This is a genomic window from Spiroplasma endosymbiont of Lasioglossum malachurum (assembly GCF_964020065.1).
GTDB lineage: Bacteria > Bacillota_I > Bacilli_A > Mycoplasmatales > VBWQ01 > Spiroplasma_E.
This window is the reverse complement of sequence record NZ_OZ026534.1, coordinates 717,630-734,535: the sequence shown is the minus strand read 5'-3', so window position 1 is coordinate 734,535 and position 16,906 is coordinate 717,630. Positions and strand designations below refer to the sequence as shown.

Below are 16,906 nucleotides of genomic sequence, written 5' to 3'. Positions count from 1 at the left end.
TTTGCAAAACAAAGATACACAGATTATTAAAAAACCTCTAGTTTTCAATCAATTTTTTTAATATTTCTTTAGAAACTTGTGGATTTGCTTGTCCTTTAGTTAGTTTCATTAATTGACCCATAAAAAATTTCATTGCTTTTTCTGGATTGACTTTATAAATAGTAATCATGTTTTCATTTGCTTTTAAAATTGTGATTAATATTTTTTCTAAATCATTACTATCACTTACTAAAATAATACCTAATGTTCTAATAAGATCGGTAGGGCTTTTTTCACTATTAATCATAATTGCATTTAATAACTGTTTACTTTGTTTATCATTAATTTTTTGCTCATAAACCAGACTAACTAATTGTGATAGATTATTAGCAGTAAGTTCGCTGTTTTTAATAGTAGTGTTATTAGTATTACAATAAGCTTGCACAGGACCTACTAAATAATTAAAGGTAGGTAATGCTAAATTATTAATGGCAACTGTTTGTTCAAAAATAGTTAATATTTCTACTTTGTCAATTAATAAATTAATATCTTTTGTTGGTAGATTATATTGTTTTTTTAATCTTTCCATTATTTCTTTAGGCAATTCAGGAAGATTTTTAGCAATCATTTTGATTCATTTTTCATCTAGTTGAATTGGAAAAATATTTGGTTCAGGAAAATATTTATAATCAATTTTATTTTCTTTGCTACGCATGCTAACGGTTTTATTAGTTTTTTCATCAAATCTTCTAGTTTCAAGATTAATTTTTTGTTTTTTATTTAAAATATTAGTTTGACGATTAATTTCATCATTTATTGCTAAAGTAATATTATGTGTAGAATTTAAGTTTTTAATTTCAACTTTGGTACCTAAAATATCACTACCATGTGGTTTTACCGATATATTAATATCACATCGTAATGAGCCTTCATTCATTTTAGCATCACTAACTTGTAAATGAATTAATAATTGACGTAGAGTATTAATATATGCTACTACTTGTTCACTTGTGTTAAAAATTGGCTTAGTAACAATTTCCAATAAGGGAATTCCCGCTCGATTATAGTCTAATAATGTTTTTTTATTATTATGAATTTGTTTTGCTGTATCTTCTTCAATATGTAAGCGTTCAAAACTAACAATAAATTCTTCATTATTTACAACTATTGGTAATTCACCATTTGTGCCAATTGGATGAAAAAATTGTGTGATTTGATAACCTTTAGGTAAATCGGGATAAAAATAACTTTTTCGATCAAAACGTAAGAGTGGATCAATATTCATTTTTAAAGCAGTACATGTTTGAATTGCCATTATAATAACAGCTTGATTAACTGTTGGTAATGTTCCTGGATATCCGCAATCAATGGCATTAATTTGAGTATTTGGTTTTTGACCAAAAGTATTGGCGGCGTTGGAAAAACATTTAGTTTTAGTTTTTAATTCACAGTGGATTTCAATACCCATTACAACATCATATTTATTATTCATGATCATCACCTAGTAGTTTATTATTAAAATTAATTTTTTTACTTAAAAATAAAGCAATATTCAATATAACTTGATCATTGAAAGGTGCAACATTAATATTAAAACCAATTGGTAAACCATTAACAGTAGTTAATGGAATATTAATGCTTGGTCCACCATTTAAATTAGAAAGTAGTAGTAAGTCTTCTAAATAATTATGTTCACTTTTAATAACTTTTTTTTGTTCTAATACATCTTTAATTTTTGGAGCTGGATTAATATTTGGCATAATAATGAAAGCATCATATTTTTTAAAGATAGTATTTAAATGTTCAACAATTAATCTTCTTACTTTTTTAGCTTTGTTAAATAATTCTTCTTGATGATTTTCAGATAAAGCATATGCACCAATAATGTATCTGCGTTTTACCATATAACCGAAACCAAATGTTCGTGAATTTGTCATAACTTCTTGATAATTTTTACCATTTTTACGAACACCAAAATTAATACCAGTTAGATTTGCGTGGCAACTAGTTGCTTCAGCAAAAGAAATAATCATATAAACTGGTAATAAAGATTGTAATAATTCTTTATTAAATTCAATTTGTTGAACTTTTGCACCACCATCAGTTAAATGCTTTATTGCTTCATCAAAACTAGATTTAACTATATCATTTCACTGATAATCATTATAATTTAAAATAGCAATATTTTTACCTTCTATATTTTGATTTAAGTTTTGAGTATAATCTTTTTCTTTACTTTGAACACTAGTAAAGTCTTGTTCATCAAATAAAGCAATACTATCCAAGACAATGGCAATATCTTCGACATGATTAGTAAATATACCAACTGTGTCTAAACTTGGAGCATAAGGAAAAACACCATTTCTTGAAATTAAACCATATGTTGGTTTAAAACCAACAATACCACAATAAGCGGCAGGTTTACGTATTGAATCACCAGTATCTGTTCCTAAAGCAAATGGTACAATTCCAGCAGCGACTAAAGCTGCACTGCCACTAGAACTACCACCAGTGATATGTTTTAAATTCCAAGGGTTTAAGACATGACCAGTAGTTGCATATAAACCATCTCCACCCATTCCTAGTTCATCAAGAGCAGTTTTAGCTATATTAATGGCTTTATTATTTGTTAATAACATATTAACAGTACTGTCATAATTAGGAATAAAATTAGCAAGAATTTTTGATGAACCTGTTGTTAAGAAATTAATAGTAGCAATATTATCTTTCATTACAAATGGAATTGCTGCTAATAAATTATCATTAATTTCTTGTTCAGTAATTGATTTTGTTTGTTTAATGGCATTTTGTTCCAGTGAAGTAACAACAGCATTTAATTTTTTGAATTGTTCTAATCGTTTGTATACTAATTTAGTTAATTGATCTGGAGTAAGTATTTTTGTTTTTAATAATTCATGAAGTTGACGAATTGAAAGTTGGTGGTAATTAATTTTCATGATTAATCACCTGATTAATACTAATGTAATTATTTTCAACTTCTGGAGCAATATTTAAAACAGTTTTAGATGTTAAATGAGTTCCAACATTATCGGAACGTAATAAATTATTAATAATAGGAAATGGGTAATTTAAAGGTTCAATATCATTTGTATTAATATTTGTCACAATTTCCATTTGTTTTTCAATAGCTTTAAATTCTAGTAAAAGATTTTTACATTGTTCTTCGCTTAAATTGAACATAAGTTCGTTAGCAAATTCATGTAGCATTTTTGTTGTCATTTTCTTTTCAATTTTATCCATTTTTTGCTACCTCTTTCAATAAATTTTGTAATTGCTCTTCATTAATAATTTTAACATTAAGTTTGCGTGCTTGTGCTAATTTATTTCCTGGATTTTCTCCAACAATTAAATAAGAAGTATTATTACTAATAGTATTGGTAATTTTAGCACCATAGTTATTTAATAATTGAATGAATTCGTTACGACTTTTAGTTAAAGTTCCTGTTAAGACAAAAGTTTTACCATTCAATACTTGTGATTGGTTTTTTTGTAAATAATTAAAGTTAAGTTTAAAGTTTTGCAAGTTAGTAATTAGTTGTTGATTAGTAGGATTAAGGAAATAATCAATAACACTAGTAGCAATTGTTGGACCAATTTCATTAGTATTAGCTAGATCATCAAAGGTTGCTTCCATTAAGTTATTTAAAGTTAAATATTTTTTTGCAAGAATAATTGCTGTTTTTTGGCCAACATGGCGAATTCCCAAACCGAATAAAAGTCTTTCTAAGGAATTTTGTTTTGATAGAATAATTGAATTAGCAAAATTAGTGAAAGATTTTTCACCAAAACGTGGTAATGATAGTATTTGTTTTCGTAAATTAACTAAATTGTAAATATCACTAATAGTTTTAATTCATTTTAAATCTAAAAAACGTAATAATATTTTTTCATTTAAACCAATAATATCCATAGCATTTCTTGAACAGAAGTGCATTAATGATTTAAGAATTCGTGATGGACAATCACTATTAATGCAAAATTGATCAACTTCTGGCGGAACTTGTTCCAATTTTGTTTTACACACTGGACAATGGATAGCTTTTTTAAAAATAATATTCTTTATTTGACGATTACTAATAATTGGGGCAATTACTTCTGGAATAATATCACCCGCTTTTTTAACATTTACTAAATCATTAATACGTAAATCACGATTAATAATATAATCACCATTATGAAGTGTGGCAAAAGTAACGGTAGTACCAGCAATTATCACTGGTTGTAATCTAGCATTATAGGTTATTTTTCCTGTTCTACCAACAGTTGGAAATATATCTAAAAGCTTAGTAACACTAGTAACAGCAGGAAATTTATAAGCTATTGCTCATTTTGGTGCCTTATTAGTTCTTCCTAACATATCATAACTGGTTAGATCATTAATTTTAATGACAATACCATCAATTTCATATGGTAATGTATTTCTTAACTTTTCATATTTTTGAATATAAGTTCATACTTCTTCAATATTTTTACATAACTGTCATTGTTCATTAATTTTGAAACCATATTTTTGTAAGGTAAATAATGCTTGTTCATGGGTTTTAATATTATCATTAGTAGCATTAATATAATAGTAAAGAAAACCATCTAATTTTCTTGAATTAACAATATTAATATCAAGTTGGCGAATAGTACCGGCTGCAGCATTGCGAGGATTAGCAAAGAGTGGTAAGTTATGTTGTTGTTGTTTTTCATTAATGCGATTAAATTTTTCTTTACTTAAATATATTTCTCCTCTTACTTCTAATTTAGAATTAATTGGTATTGTTTTTGGTATTGTTTTAATTGTCAAAATATTATTGGTAATGTCTTCACCAGCAATACCATCACCTCTGGTAGCAGCAGTTTTTATTTTTCCTTTTTCATAAGTTATAGAAATTGATAGACCATCAATTTTTAGCTCACAAACATATTCAATGTTATTTTCTGATAATGTTTTTTTAATTTGTTGATCAAATTTTAGTAAATCTTCATAGTTAAAGGCATTACCCAAACTTAGCATTGGTTGTTGGTGAAAAATTTTTGTTAAAGAATTAAGTGGTTTATTACCAACAGTTTTAGTTGGAGAATCATTACTATTAAATTGGGGATATTGTTCTTCTAATTTTATTAATCTATGATAGGCGCTATCATAAAGTTCGTCACTAACAGTAGGTTTATCTAAAACATGATATTCATAATTTCATTGTTTAATTTGGTTTCTTAATTGTATTATTTCATTTTTAATATCATTATTTTTGTTACTCATATTACTTTCTCCCCTAATTGGTTTGTTAATAAGACATAATTAATTATAAATGAATTATTACTTTAATTGTAATATTGTTTTATAAAAGTATAATTTAGTAATGTAAATAAAATAAATAAATAATAATATACATTTTTTTTAAAAAAATGATTATAATAAAATTAGTATTAAAAAATAATGGCTAATTAAGTATTTAGTTTTTAAATTCCTGTTAAGTTTATTTTAACTTAAAGTTTTTTTTATATATAACTAGACACATTTTTTAATATTAACCTTTGATAAGTTTTAAGTATAGTATTAAAACTAAAAATAATTACTTTAATTTTATATGAGTTAGGAGTAAGTTATGAAAGATACATATGCATCTGTTCGTTTAGCACAAAAGCCAGAAAATGCTTTTGCTTGTCATCGATGTGGTAGGGTTATTTTAATTGCCGAATTTTTAGAAGCAAAAAATATTCAATTGAATTGTAATCGATGTGGTTTTAAAAAGCATGTTGAAAAAATTAAAATAGAAAAAAAAGCAGAAATTGAAAAAACTAGAATTGCTGCTATTTCTTCGAAAAATTCTTCTAAAAAATAATTTAGATTAGATTAATATTAATAATATTATAAAAAAAGAACTCAATTGAGTTCTTTTTTACTTATTTTTTAGTTTTTTCATTTAAATACTCTTGATAATTGTTATTTACTTGTTCTCAATTGATAACTTTTAATAATGCTTGTAAGTATTTCTCTTGTTTGTTTTTATATTGTAGATAATGTGCATGTTCTCATACATCAATAGCGATCAATGGATACATATTCAAGAATCATGGATTGTCTTGATTAAAAGTTTTGCATAGTCTTAATGTACCATTATTGTCAATTACTAATCATGCTCAACCACTTCCAAAAATATCTATGGCAGTTTTTGTTAAAGAAGCTTCAAATTTTTCATAAGATTCAAAGCGATTAATTATTGCTTTACCAATAGCTGATTTTTCATTAAAACCTTTATTTTTCCCCAATAGTGAAAAGAAAAGATTATGATTAATTACTCCCCCACCAAATTGTCGAATGCTACTTTGTAATTTTTTTACATTACAAGTTTCTTTATCCTCACATATATCTTCTAATTTACAATAATTACTTAATAAACGATTTAGTTCCCCTTTAGTTTCAAGATTATAATCAGAAAAAACTTTCGGATGTTTATCCATCACTAATTTTAAAGAAGTTAAATATTTCTTATGAAGTTCTTCATAATGATGTTTCATTGTTTCTTGTGAAATATAAGGTTCTAAAGCATCATAATTATATGGTAAATCGATAATATTAATCTTGTATTTAGGCATTCTTTTCTATCCTCCTTTTCTTTTTAAACTCTTCACATATAAATATTGCATTACATTATAATAAATTAATGTAAAATTACAAGTTTATTATATTACAAGATTTCTCACTATATGTTATACTAAAAATTAATATTAAATACTAATTTTACTAACAAAGGGTGAAAATTTTCGTGCAGTACTTATACATGTTTAATAAAAAATCTAATCAAATTAATGTTTCTCACAACAATGATATCATACGTAGAATTAATGTAAACCAAACTGATAACATTAATAGTAATAATTTAGAAAAAAATGAACAAAAACAGTCATTTATTGATAAATTTACTTCAAAATCACTTAGTTGTGATGACACCAATAACTTTAATTTCAAAACAGCCAGTTGGACTCTAACAATAATTTATCTTATATCTTTTATTATAATTCCAATTCTTTATAGTTTAATCAAAACTTATGCTGTAAAAGATACTAGTCAAAGTTCATTTCTTAGTCTTTTTATTTTTAGTTTATTGCCAATTTTTGGGTTAGTTGTTTCACTTGGTATTGATTGAGAAACTATGATTAAAAAAGGTGGGTGGGCTGCTTATAGTCATAGTGTGTTTGGTTTTATTAGTGTAGTATTTGTTCTTTTATTTTTTATTGCAACAAAAGTTATTAGTGGTAAAGATGATGATGTAACTTCGCTTGCTACTACATTTTTAATTCAACAGTTATTTCAAATGTTAGGATCAATTTTAGTATTAATATTTTGTAGATCATTACGTGAGAGAATTATTACTACTTTAAAAGAAGCAAAATTAGATTTAATAACTTGAGTTACCATTTTTGCTGTTATTGGTACTATTTTAAATATTATTTTCAACATAATTCCTAAATTTAGTGAATTTAATATGTTAACAAGTAATAATACTTCAAAAAATCAAGATGTTTTAAACTTATTAATGAATAGTCCATATGGCATTTTTGTTTTAGTTCTTAGTACTATTTTTATTGCTCCAATTAATGAAGAAATATCATATCGTCATGGTACTTTTACCATTGTTCGTTATCGTTGGTTAGCATATGCTGCTTCGTTAATTTATTTCCCATCAATGCATGTTATGGATAGTGGTGATTGAAATAATATTATTGGTTATTTAGGATTTAGTATTATATTACCCTTATTATTTATAATGACACGCGGTAATACTACATATACTATTGGTTTACATGCTTTTTCTAATCTAATTGCAACTATTTCTGGTTTTATTAATAAAAATTAAAAGGAGAAATTATGACTAACCTAACAATTACTGCCAATGATGCTGATCAAACTTTAATTAATTATTTAAAAAAAGTATTTAAAACACTACCACTCTCAAAAATTTATCGTTTATTTAGAACAAAAAAAATCAGAGTTAATAATAAAACTACTACTGATTTTAAATATCGCTTACAAGAAAATGATTTAGTAGTCATTTATGAAAGTAATTTAGTTGTTAACTATAAACCAGAAAAAATTACTAAAGAAGCACCAATTGAATTGTTTTATGAAGATGATAATTTTTTAATTGTTAATAAAGATCATAATATTGTTGTCCATCAACCATATGGTTCTTGCTTAGATAACATGGTAAAATATTATTTACAACAAAAATACCCGAAGAAGAAACGTGAGCAAACATTTAATATTAGTCATCAGTATCGTTTAGATAAACTAACTAAGGGTTTAATTATTTATCCAAAAAATAAAATGACACAAAACGCACTTCATAATACTACCAAAAATGGTCAAATTATTAAAAAATATTTGGCTATTTGTTCTGGCCAATTAACTAAAAATTTAAATATTTCTGGTTATATTACTCATGATGAGTTAACAATGAAGATGAAATTTTCAATTGAACCAAGTGAACAAAGTAAAAGTTGTAGCACCATCTTTACACCAATATTTAATACTAAAGACTTTACTTTAGTTGAGTGTCAATTAGTTACTGGTAGAAAACATCAAATTCGTAGTACTTTACAATTTTTAAATTTACCAATTGTTGGTGATACTAAGTATGGGTCAACAATAGTTACTCCTAATAAAATTGCATTATTTGCTTATTATTTGTCATTTAATGATTTAGAAGAACCATTTACTTATTTGAATGATCAAAATTTTATAATAAAAGATTTAAAAACAGATTTAATTAAACAGATTAAAAAAGAAAAATGATAAAATTAATCTATACTAATATATAGATTACATTTTTATTTTTTTGCTATTTTTTTATTTTTAATAGTGATTAATAATATTGAACTTTTAATTTTGGGTTGTTAACATATTTAAGTAAAAAACAAAATTAATTTTATTTATATAGATTGGGTGAAGTAATGACAACTAAAAAAGGTATTTTTAATACAATTGTTGGTGTTATCATGACAATTGTTATCTCTATTTTACAGTTAACTTTTCTTTATGTTACTGGTTTAGCATACGGTGAAAAAATTAATGGTTTAATTCGTGTTATTATTTCTTTTTTGACTTACCTTAGTTTGACAGAAGGAGGACTTGGTTTAATTACCATTTTTTCTTTATATCGTCCTTTACAAAATGATGATTATGAAACCGTCAACGATATTATTAATACGACAAGAAAAAATTATCATCATTCAGGAAGAATATATTTAATTATTCTTGTCAGTGCTGGTTTTATTTTAGGATTAGCTAGTGTTCATTTACCAGAAATTGGTTTAGATATGGAAATTCCTTTTTGACAAGTAGCACTTATTATTATTTCTTTAGGATCACGTGAATTAATCTTTTTTTATTTTAGTGGTGCTTATCAAAATTTAATTCAAGCTGATCAAAAAGGTTATTTAAATCGTTTAATTTTTATTTTTTCAGAGATTATTATGTATATTTTACTAATGACGTTATTAGTTATTAGAAAATCTGATGGTAAACCAATAGATATGTATATTCCTTTTTTTGCTTATTTTGTTTGTGGTGTATTAAAAGCATTTGTTACTTTTATCGTTATTAAAATTGAATATCCATGATTACAACATAAAAAATGAACACAACAAAAAAGGATGCTAAAACAATCATGATGAGTAGCCCTGAATCGTTTACCTGACATGATTATTTCTAACATTGATATTATTTTAATTACTTTATTTTTATCACTGACAACAACATCAATTTACACTATTTATATTATTATTGCCACAACAATGCGCTCAATTGCTTTAATTTTAATTAGTTCTTTTCGCGAAGTTTTTGGATATTGAATTGCCAAAAGTGGACGAATTAGATGAACTGTGTATACTAAATTTGAGTTATATGCTTATATGATTGCTGGTTTTTTATTTATTAATCAATTTATTATTACTCAATATTTAGTGTCTGCTTTAAGTATTACAAATATTAATAATTCTGATGGTAATTTTGATTCTTCAAAAAATCTTTTTATTAATTTATTTTTGTCACAACCATGATTTATTTTACTTTTATCTTTAAAAAATACAATTCAAGTGGCAACCGAACCAGGAAAAGTTATTGTAAATGCTACTGTAAAACACAAAGAAACAATTTGAGGTTCTTATATTCAATCAATAATAAATCTTGTTTTAGGTGTTATTTTGGGTTGAATACTATCAAATTTAGGTTGAAAACATCAAAGTTATCAATATTTATCATTAAGTTTATATATGATTCTTTTATCAAGTTGTATTGGTTGAGTTTATCGTTTAATTTCAATCTGAGTTTATGTTTGAAAACATTTGACGTATAATAGTGATTTACGTTTTATTATTCAAAATACTTTAGTGTTAATTATTCCAATTTTAGCAGTAACATTATTTGGATGTCTTTATTTCTTTGATAAATATCCACCAACATATAATTTCACAGATTATAGTTTTGTATTACGAGTTATCGGTTATTCATTATTATATTCATCAATTTTAATTTTTGGTTTAGCAATGACTATTAATTTTCGTCAGTTTTGATCAATTTTTAATTTTAAGAAATTCTTTACTAATTTATTTTCACGTAAACGTAAGCAAAAAGCATTTATGAATCAAGAAGTACAAGAATTTTTTAAAGATAGTAATAAACCTAAAAATAACTTTACTAATAAAACATTTGATTGAACTGCTACTTATCAAAGTACCAATATGAACGTTGATGACTTTATTGAACAAGAGTTGTTACGAAGAAAAAAAGAAGTAGATATTAAAAGTGAAACAAAAGAATCTAAAAATTCTTCTATTCGCGTTGGTATTTATAAAATTAGAGGTTAGTTTATTTAAGGAGTGAATTACATGTTATTAAATGAAGAATGATTTGCAGAAAATATTGTTGAAGAAAAATATTTAGAATTATTAAAGCGTAATTATCCTCAACATCAACTTAAAGATTTATTATTATTAAACATTGATTTACGTTTATTGTATTTAAAACATATTTTAATGATTGAAAATTCTTTAAAAAATGCTTTATTACATCAACTTTTTAATGATAATGTTCAAAATTTAGATAATGCTACTTTTCTTAATCCAGAACACCTAGCTCAAATGAAAACAGCTTTACGTTTGATTCGTGCTGGTTATAATAAATATAATAGAAGTGGTGTTTTAAAATCACGAACAATACGCAGTTTAATAGAAGTTATGTCATTTGAATGAACAATGAAATTATTACAAACTTTAAATGATAAAAGTATCGCTAAGATTGCTCATTATTTTGGTATCAAAGAATTTAATGATAGTAAAATTTTATTAGAACAGTTAGAGTATATTAAAGATGTTCGTAATTATTTATCACATAATTTTAAAGTATTAGCAATTCAATTTAAGTATAAAGAACGGTTCGCTTATTATGAACAAACTTTAAATGCCAATAATGATCATCATTATTTGCACTTATTAATTACTCGTTTTTCTAGTAAAAACCAATTACTAGTGCCATTTAATGTTGATTATGAAAATTTATTTAATAGTTATGATGTTAAAATTCATGATTGTGTTAAGGAAGATAATCAAAGTATAATCCATACTTAGTATAAAAAAATTATTAAATTTTAGTAGATTTAATTTAATAAGTATATTATAATTATATCAATTGCTAAATTGTAAAGGTAAGTGCAACTAAATTATTTTTCTATCCAAATATTCGATTGGTGAAAGATAATTTAATATTTTTCTCGATCTTTGATTTAAAGACAATATAAATTTATGAACTTCATTTTTATTAGTTTTTGAAAAAATAAATTTTTTAGGAAATTTTTCTCTAATTAAACCATTAGTATTTTCATTAGTACCTCTTTGTCAAGGTGAATATGGATTGGCAAAATAAATTTTTACATCTAAATTTTTTTCAAGTTGTTGTCAATTTGAAAATTCTTTGCCACGATCAAAAGTAATAGTTTTAACAATGTTTTTAGGAAGAATTGATAAATAATAACTGACATTTTTATTAATAACTTTAGTAGTTCTGTTTTTAACTAATATTGCTAAAGTAAATCGTGATACTCTTTCAACTAAAGTTATTAAACATGATTTGCTTTTGCCTCTTGATGATACTATAGTATCTCCTTCTCAATGACCAAGTGTTATACGATCATTAACATTTATATCTCGTTCTTTAATTGATTTACCATTAAACTTGCCACGATTTTCTTTAGATTTTCATTTTTTACCTTTTCTTCTTAAATTTTTACTAGTAACTTTATCAAGCATTCCAAAATAAATTCAAGTATAAATTGTTTTAAAACTAATGCTGAATTATACTTGTAAGTGCAAGTAAATAAAATTGCAAAAAATTCTCATATAAAAATTTCATAATGTTAAATTTAGTTTAGAAAAAAGTAAGGAGTTTTTATATGAGTTATAAACATCTTGGCATAGATGAAAGGATTTATATTGAGAATCAATTGAAATTTAAATTTAAAATTAGTGAAATAGCTAAAAATCTTAATCGAAGTATTAGTACTATTATTCGAGAAATTAATAGAAATAAAGATAATAATCATTATTTTTCATTAATTGCACAAAATAAAGCTGAAAATCGAAAACAATCACATATTAGTTTTCATAAGTTTAAAAATAAGAATTTAGTAAAATATGTACAACAAAAATTACTATTAGGTTGATCACCTGAACAAATTTATGGCAGAATTAAAAATTTTCATAAAGAGTGAGTTATTAGTTTTAAAACAATTTATACTTGAATTTATTTTGGAATGCTTGATAAAGTTACTAGTAAAAATTTAAGAAGAAAAGGTAAAAAACGAAAATCTAAAGAAAATCGTGGCAAGTTTAATGGTAAATCAATTAAAGAACGAGATATAAATGTTAATGATCGTATAACACTTGGTCATTGAGAAGGAGATACTATAGTATCATCAAGAGGCAAAAGCAAATCATGTTTAATAACTTTAGTTGAAAGAGTATCACGATTTACTTTAGCAATATTAGTTAAAAACAGAACTACTAAAGTTATTAATAAAAATGTCAGTTATTATTTATCAATTCTTCCTAAAAACATTGTTAAAACTATTACTTTTGATCGTGGCAAAGAATTTTCAAATTGACAACAACTTGAAAAAAATTTAGATGTAAAAATTTATTTTGCCAATCCATATTCACCTTGACAAAGAGGTACTAATGAAAATACTAATGGTTTAATTAGAGAAAAATTTCCTAAAAAATTTATTTTTTCAAAAACTAATAAAAATGAAGTTCATAAATTTATATTGTCTTTAAATCAAAGACCGAGAAAAATATTAAATTATCTTTCACCAATCGAATATTTGGATAGAAAAATAATTTAGTTGCACTTACCTTTACAATTTAGCATTTTCAACTATGTTAGTAATTGATAATAAAGATAATAAATTTTGTTTTAAAATAAATATAATTAAAACTTCTAATAAAATTAGACAAAAATACAATATTAAAAAAGAAATAATCAATGACTTATTATTACCATATAAAAATGTTACTAGTTATTCTACTGAATTATTTCCACTACACTATTTATTAGAAAATATTAGCAAAGACATTATTAACAATAATACCTTTCAAAAAATATTAAATAAAAATATAATAAATAAAATAGAAAAAATCTATAAAAAATATCAAGATTTTGACCATGACTTTCAAAAAAGATTCTTTTATTTAGAAGTTGCCTATAATATTAAAACACCTACAAGCCAATTAGAAAAGAATTTACAAAAAATTGGACTTCAATCATTTAAAAATATTTTAATAAATCAAGGAACTAAACCAATTAAAGAAATTTTTAATATTCAAAATAATAAATTATTAGCAACAGATATAAATAAATTAGATAATAACTTATTACCAGTAAATAATTGTAATAATAAAAGTTTCTCTATTATATAATTCCGCTATATTTTTTAATGGGCGCACGGTAATGTTTAGTAATCTGTGTAACTTACAAAAATAACTATGTTTAATTAGTTCTAGTAAATATAATTAAATGACTAGAAAGAGTGAGTTACAGATGGCTAAAAAAGATAACTTTAATAATAATGATCCAATATCAAAAGTAGTAGATTTATTATTAGAAAATACTGAAGATTTAACAACAGTTTTTAAAGAAGGGGGTTTATATAAAGAATTAACAAAACGTTTAGTTGAAAAAATGTTGAATTCTGAGATGCAAAATTATTTAGGATATGAAAAAAATCAACATAGTAATAGTGACAATGCTCGTAATGGTATAAGTTCAAAAAAATTAATAACTCAACAAGGTAAAATTGAGATTGATGTACCACGAGATCGTAATAGTAATTTTACTCCTGTAATAGTGCCAAAAAGACAGAGAAGATTTGATGGTTTTGATCAACAAGTTCTTTCCTTATATGCAAAAGGTATGACATTATCAGATATTAGAATGCAGTTACAAGAGTTATATCATGGTGCTGATATTAGTGAAAGTGTTATTAGTCAAATTACTGATGATGTGATTGATGATGTCAAAGCATGACAAAATAGACCATTAGAAGGCATTTATCCCATTGTTTATTTTGATTGTATAGTAGTTAAAGTACGACAAGATAAACGTATTATTAACAAATCAGTTTATATAGCTTTAGGTGTTGATTTAGAAGGTAAAAAAGATGTTTTAGGTTTATGAATTAGTGAAAATGAAGGCGCTAAATTTTGATTAGCAAATTTCACAGAAATGAAAAATCGTGGCTTAAATGATATTCTTATTGCTTGTAGTGACAACTTAACAGGCATGTCAGAAGCAATACAATCAGTTTATCCTAAAACTGAACATCAATTATGTATAGTTCATCAAATCAGAAATAGTTTAAAATATGTTTCATACAAACATCGAAAATCACTAGTTACAGATTTAAAGCCAATTTATAATGCATGTAGTGAAGAACAAGCAATGCAAGCTTTAGAATCATTTGAAAGTAAATGAAATAAACACTATCCTCAAATTGCTAAATCTTGATATAAAAATTGAGATAATTTAATGATTTTTATTAGTTATCCTCCAGAAATCAAAAGAGTGATTTATACTACAAATTCTATTGAATCTGTTAATAGTCAATTACGAAAAGTCATCAGAAATAAAAAAGTTTTTCCAAATGATATGGCAGTTTTCAAAATATTTTACTTAGCAATTGAAAATATAACAAAAAAATGAACAATGCCCATTCAAAATTGAAATACAGCAATTGCTCATTTTATGATAAAATTTGAAGACAGAATTAATCTGAACTAGTACTTTGCAAAACAAAGAAACACAGATTATTAAAAAACCTCGGGCGCACAACTAATACGATGAATATCACAAATACCATAATTTTGTAATGCTATCTGATGATTTTTTGTATAATACCCTTTATGATTTTTAAACCCATAATTAGGATATTGAGTATCATAATCAATCATAATTTTATCTCTTACTACTTTAGCAATAATCAAAGCGCTAGCAATATTAAGTGATTTTTGATCACCTTTAACTATTGCTTCAACTTTTCCTAGAAAATTAGGAAATTGCGGTTTTTCAAAATCAACTAAACACACATCAGGTACTATTTTTAATTTATTAAATGCTTCTATCATTGCTAAAATACTAGTCTGCTTAGGATTATGAATATTAACAAATTGATGACTTTTAATACTAACAACAACTGTTAGTGCATTATCAATTATAATTTGATACATTACTATTCGTTGTTTTGCTGATAATTGTTTTGAATCTTTAATTAAAGGATGATTAAAATTTGGTTTAAGAATAACACTTGCAACAACAATTGATCCTGCAATAGCTCCCCTTCCCACTTCATCAAAACCAGCAATTAATGTTCCTGATGAATAATTATCAATTTCGTATCGTAAACTACTTTTCATGTTTTAAAATCTTAGGTGGTATTTCAAATGAAATTAATCCTAGTTTCCCTACTTGTAAATCATTAATAAATAAATTCATGGCACGATGAGTATTATCTTCATCATTAGCCAATTTTAAATGATATTTTTGTGCTAATTTCTTAAAATAAAGAAATAATGTTTCATCATTAATATTTTTAATTTCAAAATTAATATTATAATATTTTACTAATCTTTCATAATAATTCTCAAGTAAAAAGGTTAAAGCAAAATTAGCCATTTCTTCTAAAAATAAATGTTTAACAGGAATTGCTTTAATTAAAGCTAAAATCATTACTACTTTTTGATCATTCATTTTTGGTGGTAAAATACCAGGACTATCTAACAAATCAATCGTTGGATTTAATTTAATTCATTGTTGACCTCTAGTAACACCAGGTATATTAGCAGTTTGTGTTACTTTACGTTGCAATAAATTATTGATAAATGTTGATTTACCCGTATTTGGTAATCCCATAATTAATACCTTATTTTTTGGATTAACAATACCTTTTGCCAATTCTTTTTCCATTTGCGGTTCCATTAATTTAGTAATTAAATTTAACAACTGTGGTTTCATTTTTGTAGTTAATGATTTTGCCAATAAAACAGAAAAACCTTGACTTTCAAAAAAAGTAACTCATTCTTTAGTAAAATTATCATCTGCTAAATCAACTTTGTTAAGAACAATAATTCTTATTTTTTTCTCTAATAAACGATCTAATAAAGTACTTTTTGTTGCTAATGGTGCTCGTGCATCTAAAACTTCAATTGCAACATCAATAATTGGTAACTTAGTTTCAATTGCTTTAATGGCTTTCATCATATGACCAGGGAATCAATGAATTTGATTATGGGTACTTTCATTAGGCATTTTTTTAACTCCTTTAATACATTTTATTATTATTTTATATCAATTTAGAAAACCACCATT

At 24.6% G+C, this 16,906-nt stretch carries 16 protein-coding genes; 8 read left to right on the top strand and 8 right to left on the bottom strand.

From position 1 onward, the window contains the following. Positions 1 to 37: 37 nt before the first annotated feature. The 4 genes from gatB to ligA are packed head-to-tail and all read right to left on the bottom strand — an operon-like array spanning position 38 to position 5,248. A complete protein-coding gene (gene gatB, locus AACK95_RS04170) occupies positions 38 to 1,471 on the bottom strand; it encodes an Asp-tRNA(Asn)/Glu-tRNA(Gln) amidotransferase subunit GatB (protein WP_338979499.1) in 1,434 nt (477 codons plus the stop codon). Then, positions 1,464 to 2,936, bottom strand: a complete 1,473-nt coding sequence (locus tag AACK95_RS04165) for an amidase family protein (RefSeq protein WP_338979496.1) — start codon at positions 2,934 to 2,936, stop codon at positions 1,464 to 1,466. Before AACK95_RS04165 ends, gatB begins: the two co-directional genes overlap by 8 nt. After that, complete coding sequence (gene gatC, locus AACK95_RS04160; RefSeq protein WP_338979494.1) at positions 2,926 to 3,240, bottom strand: Asp-tRNA(Asn)/Glu-tRNA(Gln) amidotransferase subunit GatC; 315 nt, start codon at positions 3,238 to 3,240, stop codon at positions 2,926 to 2,928. The genes AACK95_RS04165 and gatC overlap by 11 nt, the downstream gene beginning before the upstream one ends. Then, positions 3,233 to 5,248 carry an NAD-dependent DNA ligase LigA gene (gene ligA, locus AACK95_RS04155; RefSeq protein WP_338979490.1) on the bottom strand — a complete coding sequence of 672 codons (2,016 nt, stop codon included), beginning with the start codon at positions 5,246 to 5,248 and terminating at the stop codon, positions 3,233 to 3,235. Before ligA ends, gatC begins: the two co-directional genes overlap by 8 nt. Positions 5,249 to 5,594: 346 nt before the next feature. Here ligA and AACK95_RS04150 point away from each other — a divergent pair, with 346 nt between their 5' ends. Further along, positions 5,595 to 5,831, top strand: a complete 237-nt coding sequence (locus tag AACK95_RS04150; RefSeq protein WP_252319187.1) for a hypothetical protein — start codon at positions 5,595 to 5,597, stop codon at positions 5,829 to 5,831. 61 nt (positions 5,832 to 5,892) lie between these two features. Here the strand turns inward: AACK95_RS04150 and AACK95_RS04145 are convergent, their stop codons facing one another. Continuing rightward, positions 5,893 to 6,585 carry a superoxide dismutase gene (locus tag AACK95_RS04145; RefSeq protein WP_338979489.1) on the bottom strand — a complete coding sequence of 231 codons (693 nt, stop codon included), beginning with the start codon at positions 6,583 to 6,585 and terminating at the stop codon, positions 5,893 to 5,895. Between the two features lie 185 nt (positions 6,586 to 6,770). Here AACK95_RS04145 and AACK95_RS04140 point away from each other — a divergent pair, with 185 nt between their 5' ends. The 4 genes from AACK95_RS04140 to AACK95_RS04125 all read left to right on the top strand — a co-directional run bounded on the left by AACK95_RS04140 (position 6,771) and on the right by AACK95_RS04125 (position 11,616). Next, on the top strand, positions 6,771 to 7,847 hold the full coding sequence (locus tag AACK95_RS04140) for a type II CAAX endopeptidase family protein (protein WP_338979487.1): 1,077 nt from the start codon (positions 6,771 to 6,773) through the stop codon (positions 7,845 to 7,847). 11 nt (positions 7,848 to 7,858) lie between these two features. Beyond that, complete coding sequence (locus tag AACK95_RS04135; protein ID WP_338979485.1) at positions 7,859 to 8,788, top strand: RluA family pseudouridine synthase; 930 nt, start codon at positions 7,859 to 7,861, stop codon at positions 8,786 to 8,788. Positions 8,789 to 8,943: 155 nt separating this feature from the next. Then, positions 8,944 to 10,857 carry a hypothetical protein gene (locus tag AACK95_RS04130; RefSeq protein WP_338979484.1) on the top strand — a complete coding sequence of 638 codons (1,914 nt, stop codon included), beginning with the start codon at positions 8,944 to 8,946 and terminating at the stop codon, positions 10,855 to 10,857. Positions 10,858 to 10,878: 21 nt separating this feature from the next. Next, positions 10,879 to 11,616: an Abi family protein gene (locus tag AACK95_RS04125; RefSeq protein ID WP_338979482.1), complete on the top strand. Its 738-nt coding sequence runs from the start codon at positions 10,879 to 10,881 to the stop codon at positions 11,614 to 11,616. Positions 11,617 to 11,703: 87 nt separating this feature from the next. Here the strand turns inward: AACK95_RS04125 and AACK95_RS04120 are convergent, their stop codons facing one another. Then, positions 11,704 to 12,294 (bottom strand): IS30 family transposase, encoded by a 591-nt coding sequence (locus AACK95_RS04120; protein WP_338979481.1) that lies wholly within the window; start codon positions 12,292 to 12,294, stop codon positions 11,704 to 11,706. Positions 12,295 to 12,437: 143 nt separating this feature from the next. Between AACK95_RS04120 and AACK95_RS04115 the strand changes: the two genes are divergently transcribed. From AACK95_RS04115 to AACK95_RS04105, 3 genes are all read left to right on the top strand, one after another. Then, on the top strand, positions 12,438 to 13,388 hold the full coding sequence (locus AACK95_RS04115) for an IS30 family transposase (RefSeq protein WP_338979395.1): 951 nt from the start codon (positions 12,438 to 12,440) through the stop codon (positions 13,386 to 13,388). A 34-nt stretch (positions 13,389 to 13,422) separates the two neighbouring features. Beyond that, complete coding sequence (locus AACK95_RS04110) at positions 13,423 to 13,962, top strand: hypothetical protein (protein WP_338979479.1); 540 nt, start codon at positions 13,423 to 13,425, stop codon at positions 13,960 to 13,962. Between the two features lie 121 nt (positions 13,963 to 14,083). Further along, the gene (locus AACK95_RS04105; protein ID WP_338981007.1) at positions 14,084 to 15,322 is read left to right on the top strand and encodes an IS256 family transposase; all 1,239 of its coding nucleotides are present in this window, start codon (positions 14,084 to 14,086) and stop codon (positions 15,320 to 15,322) included. Between the two features lie 29 nt (positions 15,323 to 15,351). Here the strand turns inward: AACK95_RS04105 and AACK95_RS04100 are convergent, their stop codons facing one another. Both AACK95_RS04100 and ylqF read right to left on the bottom strand, forming a co-directional pair. Further along, on the bottom strand, positions 15,352 to 15,954 hold the full coding sequence (locus AACK95_RS04100; protein ID WP_338979477.1) for a ribonuclease HII: 603 nt from the start codon (positions 15,952 to 15,954) through the stop codon (positions 15,352 to 15,354). Further along, positions 15,944 to 16,846 carry a ribosome biogenesis GTPase YlqF gene (gene ylqF, locus AACK95_RS04095; protein ID WP_338979475.1) on the bottom strand — a complete coding sequence of 301 codons (903 nt, stop codon included), beginning with the start codon at positions 16,844 to 16,846 and terminating at the stop codon, positions 15,944 to 15,946. The genes AACK95_RS04100 and ylqF overlap by 11 nt, the downstream gene beginning before the upstream one ends. Positions 16,847 to 16,906 lie beyond the last annotated feature (60 nt).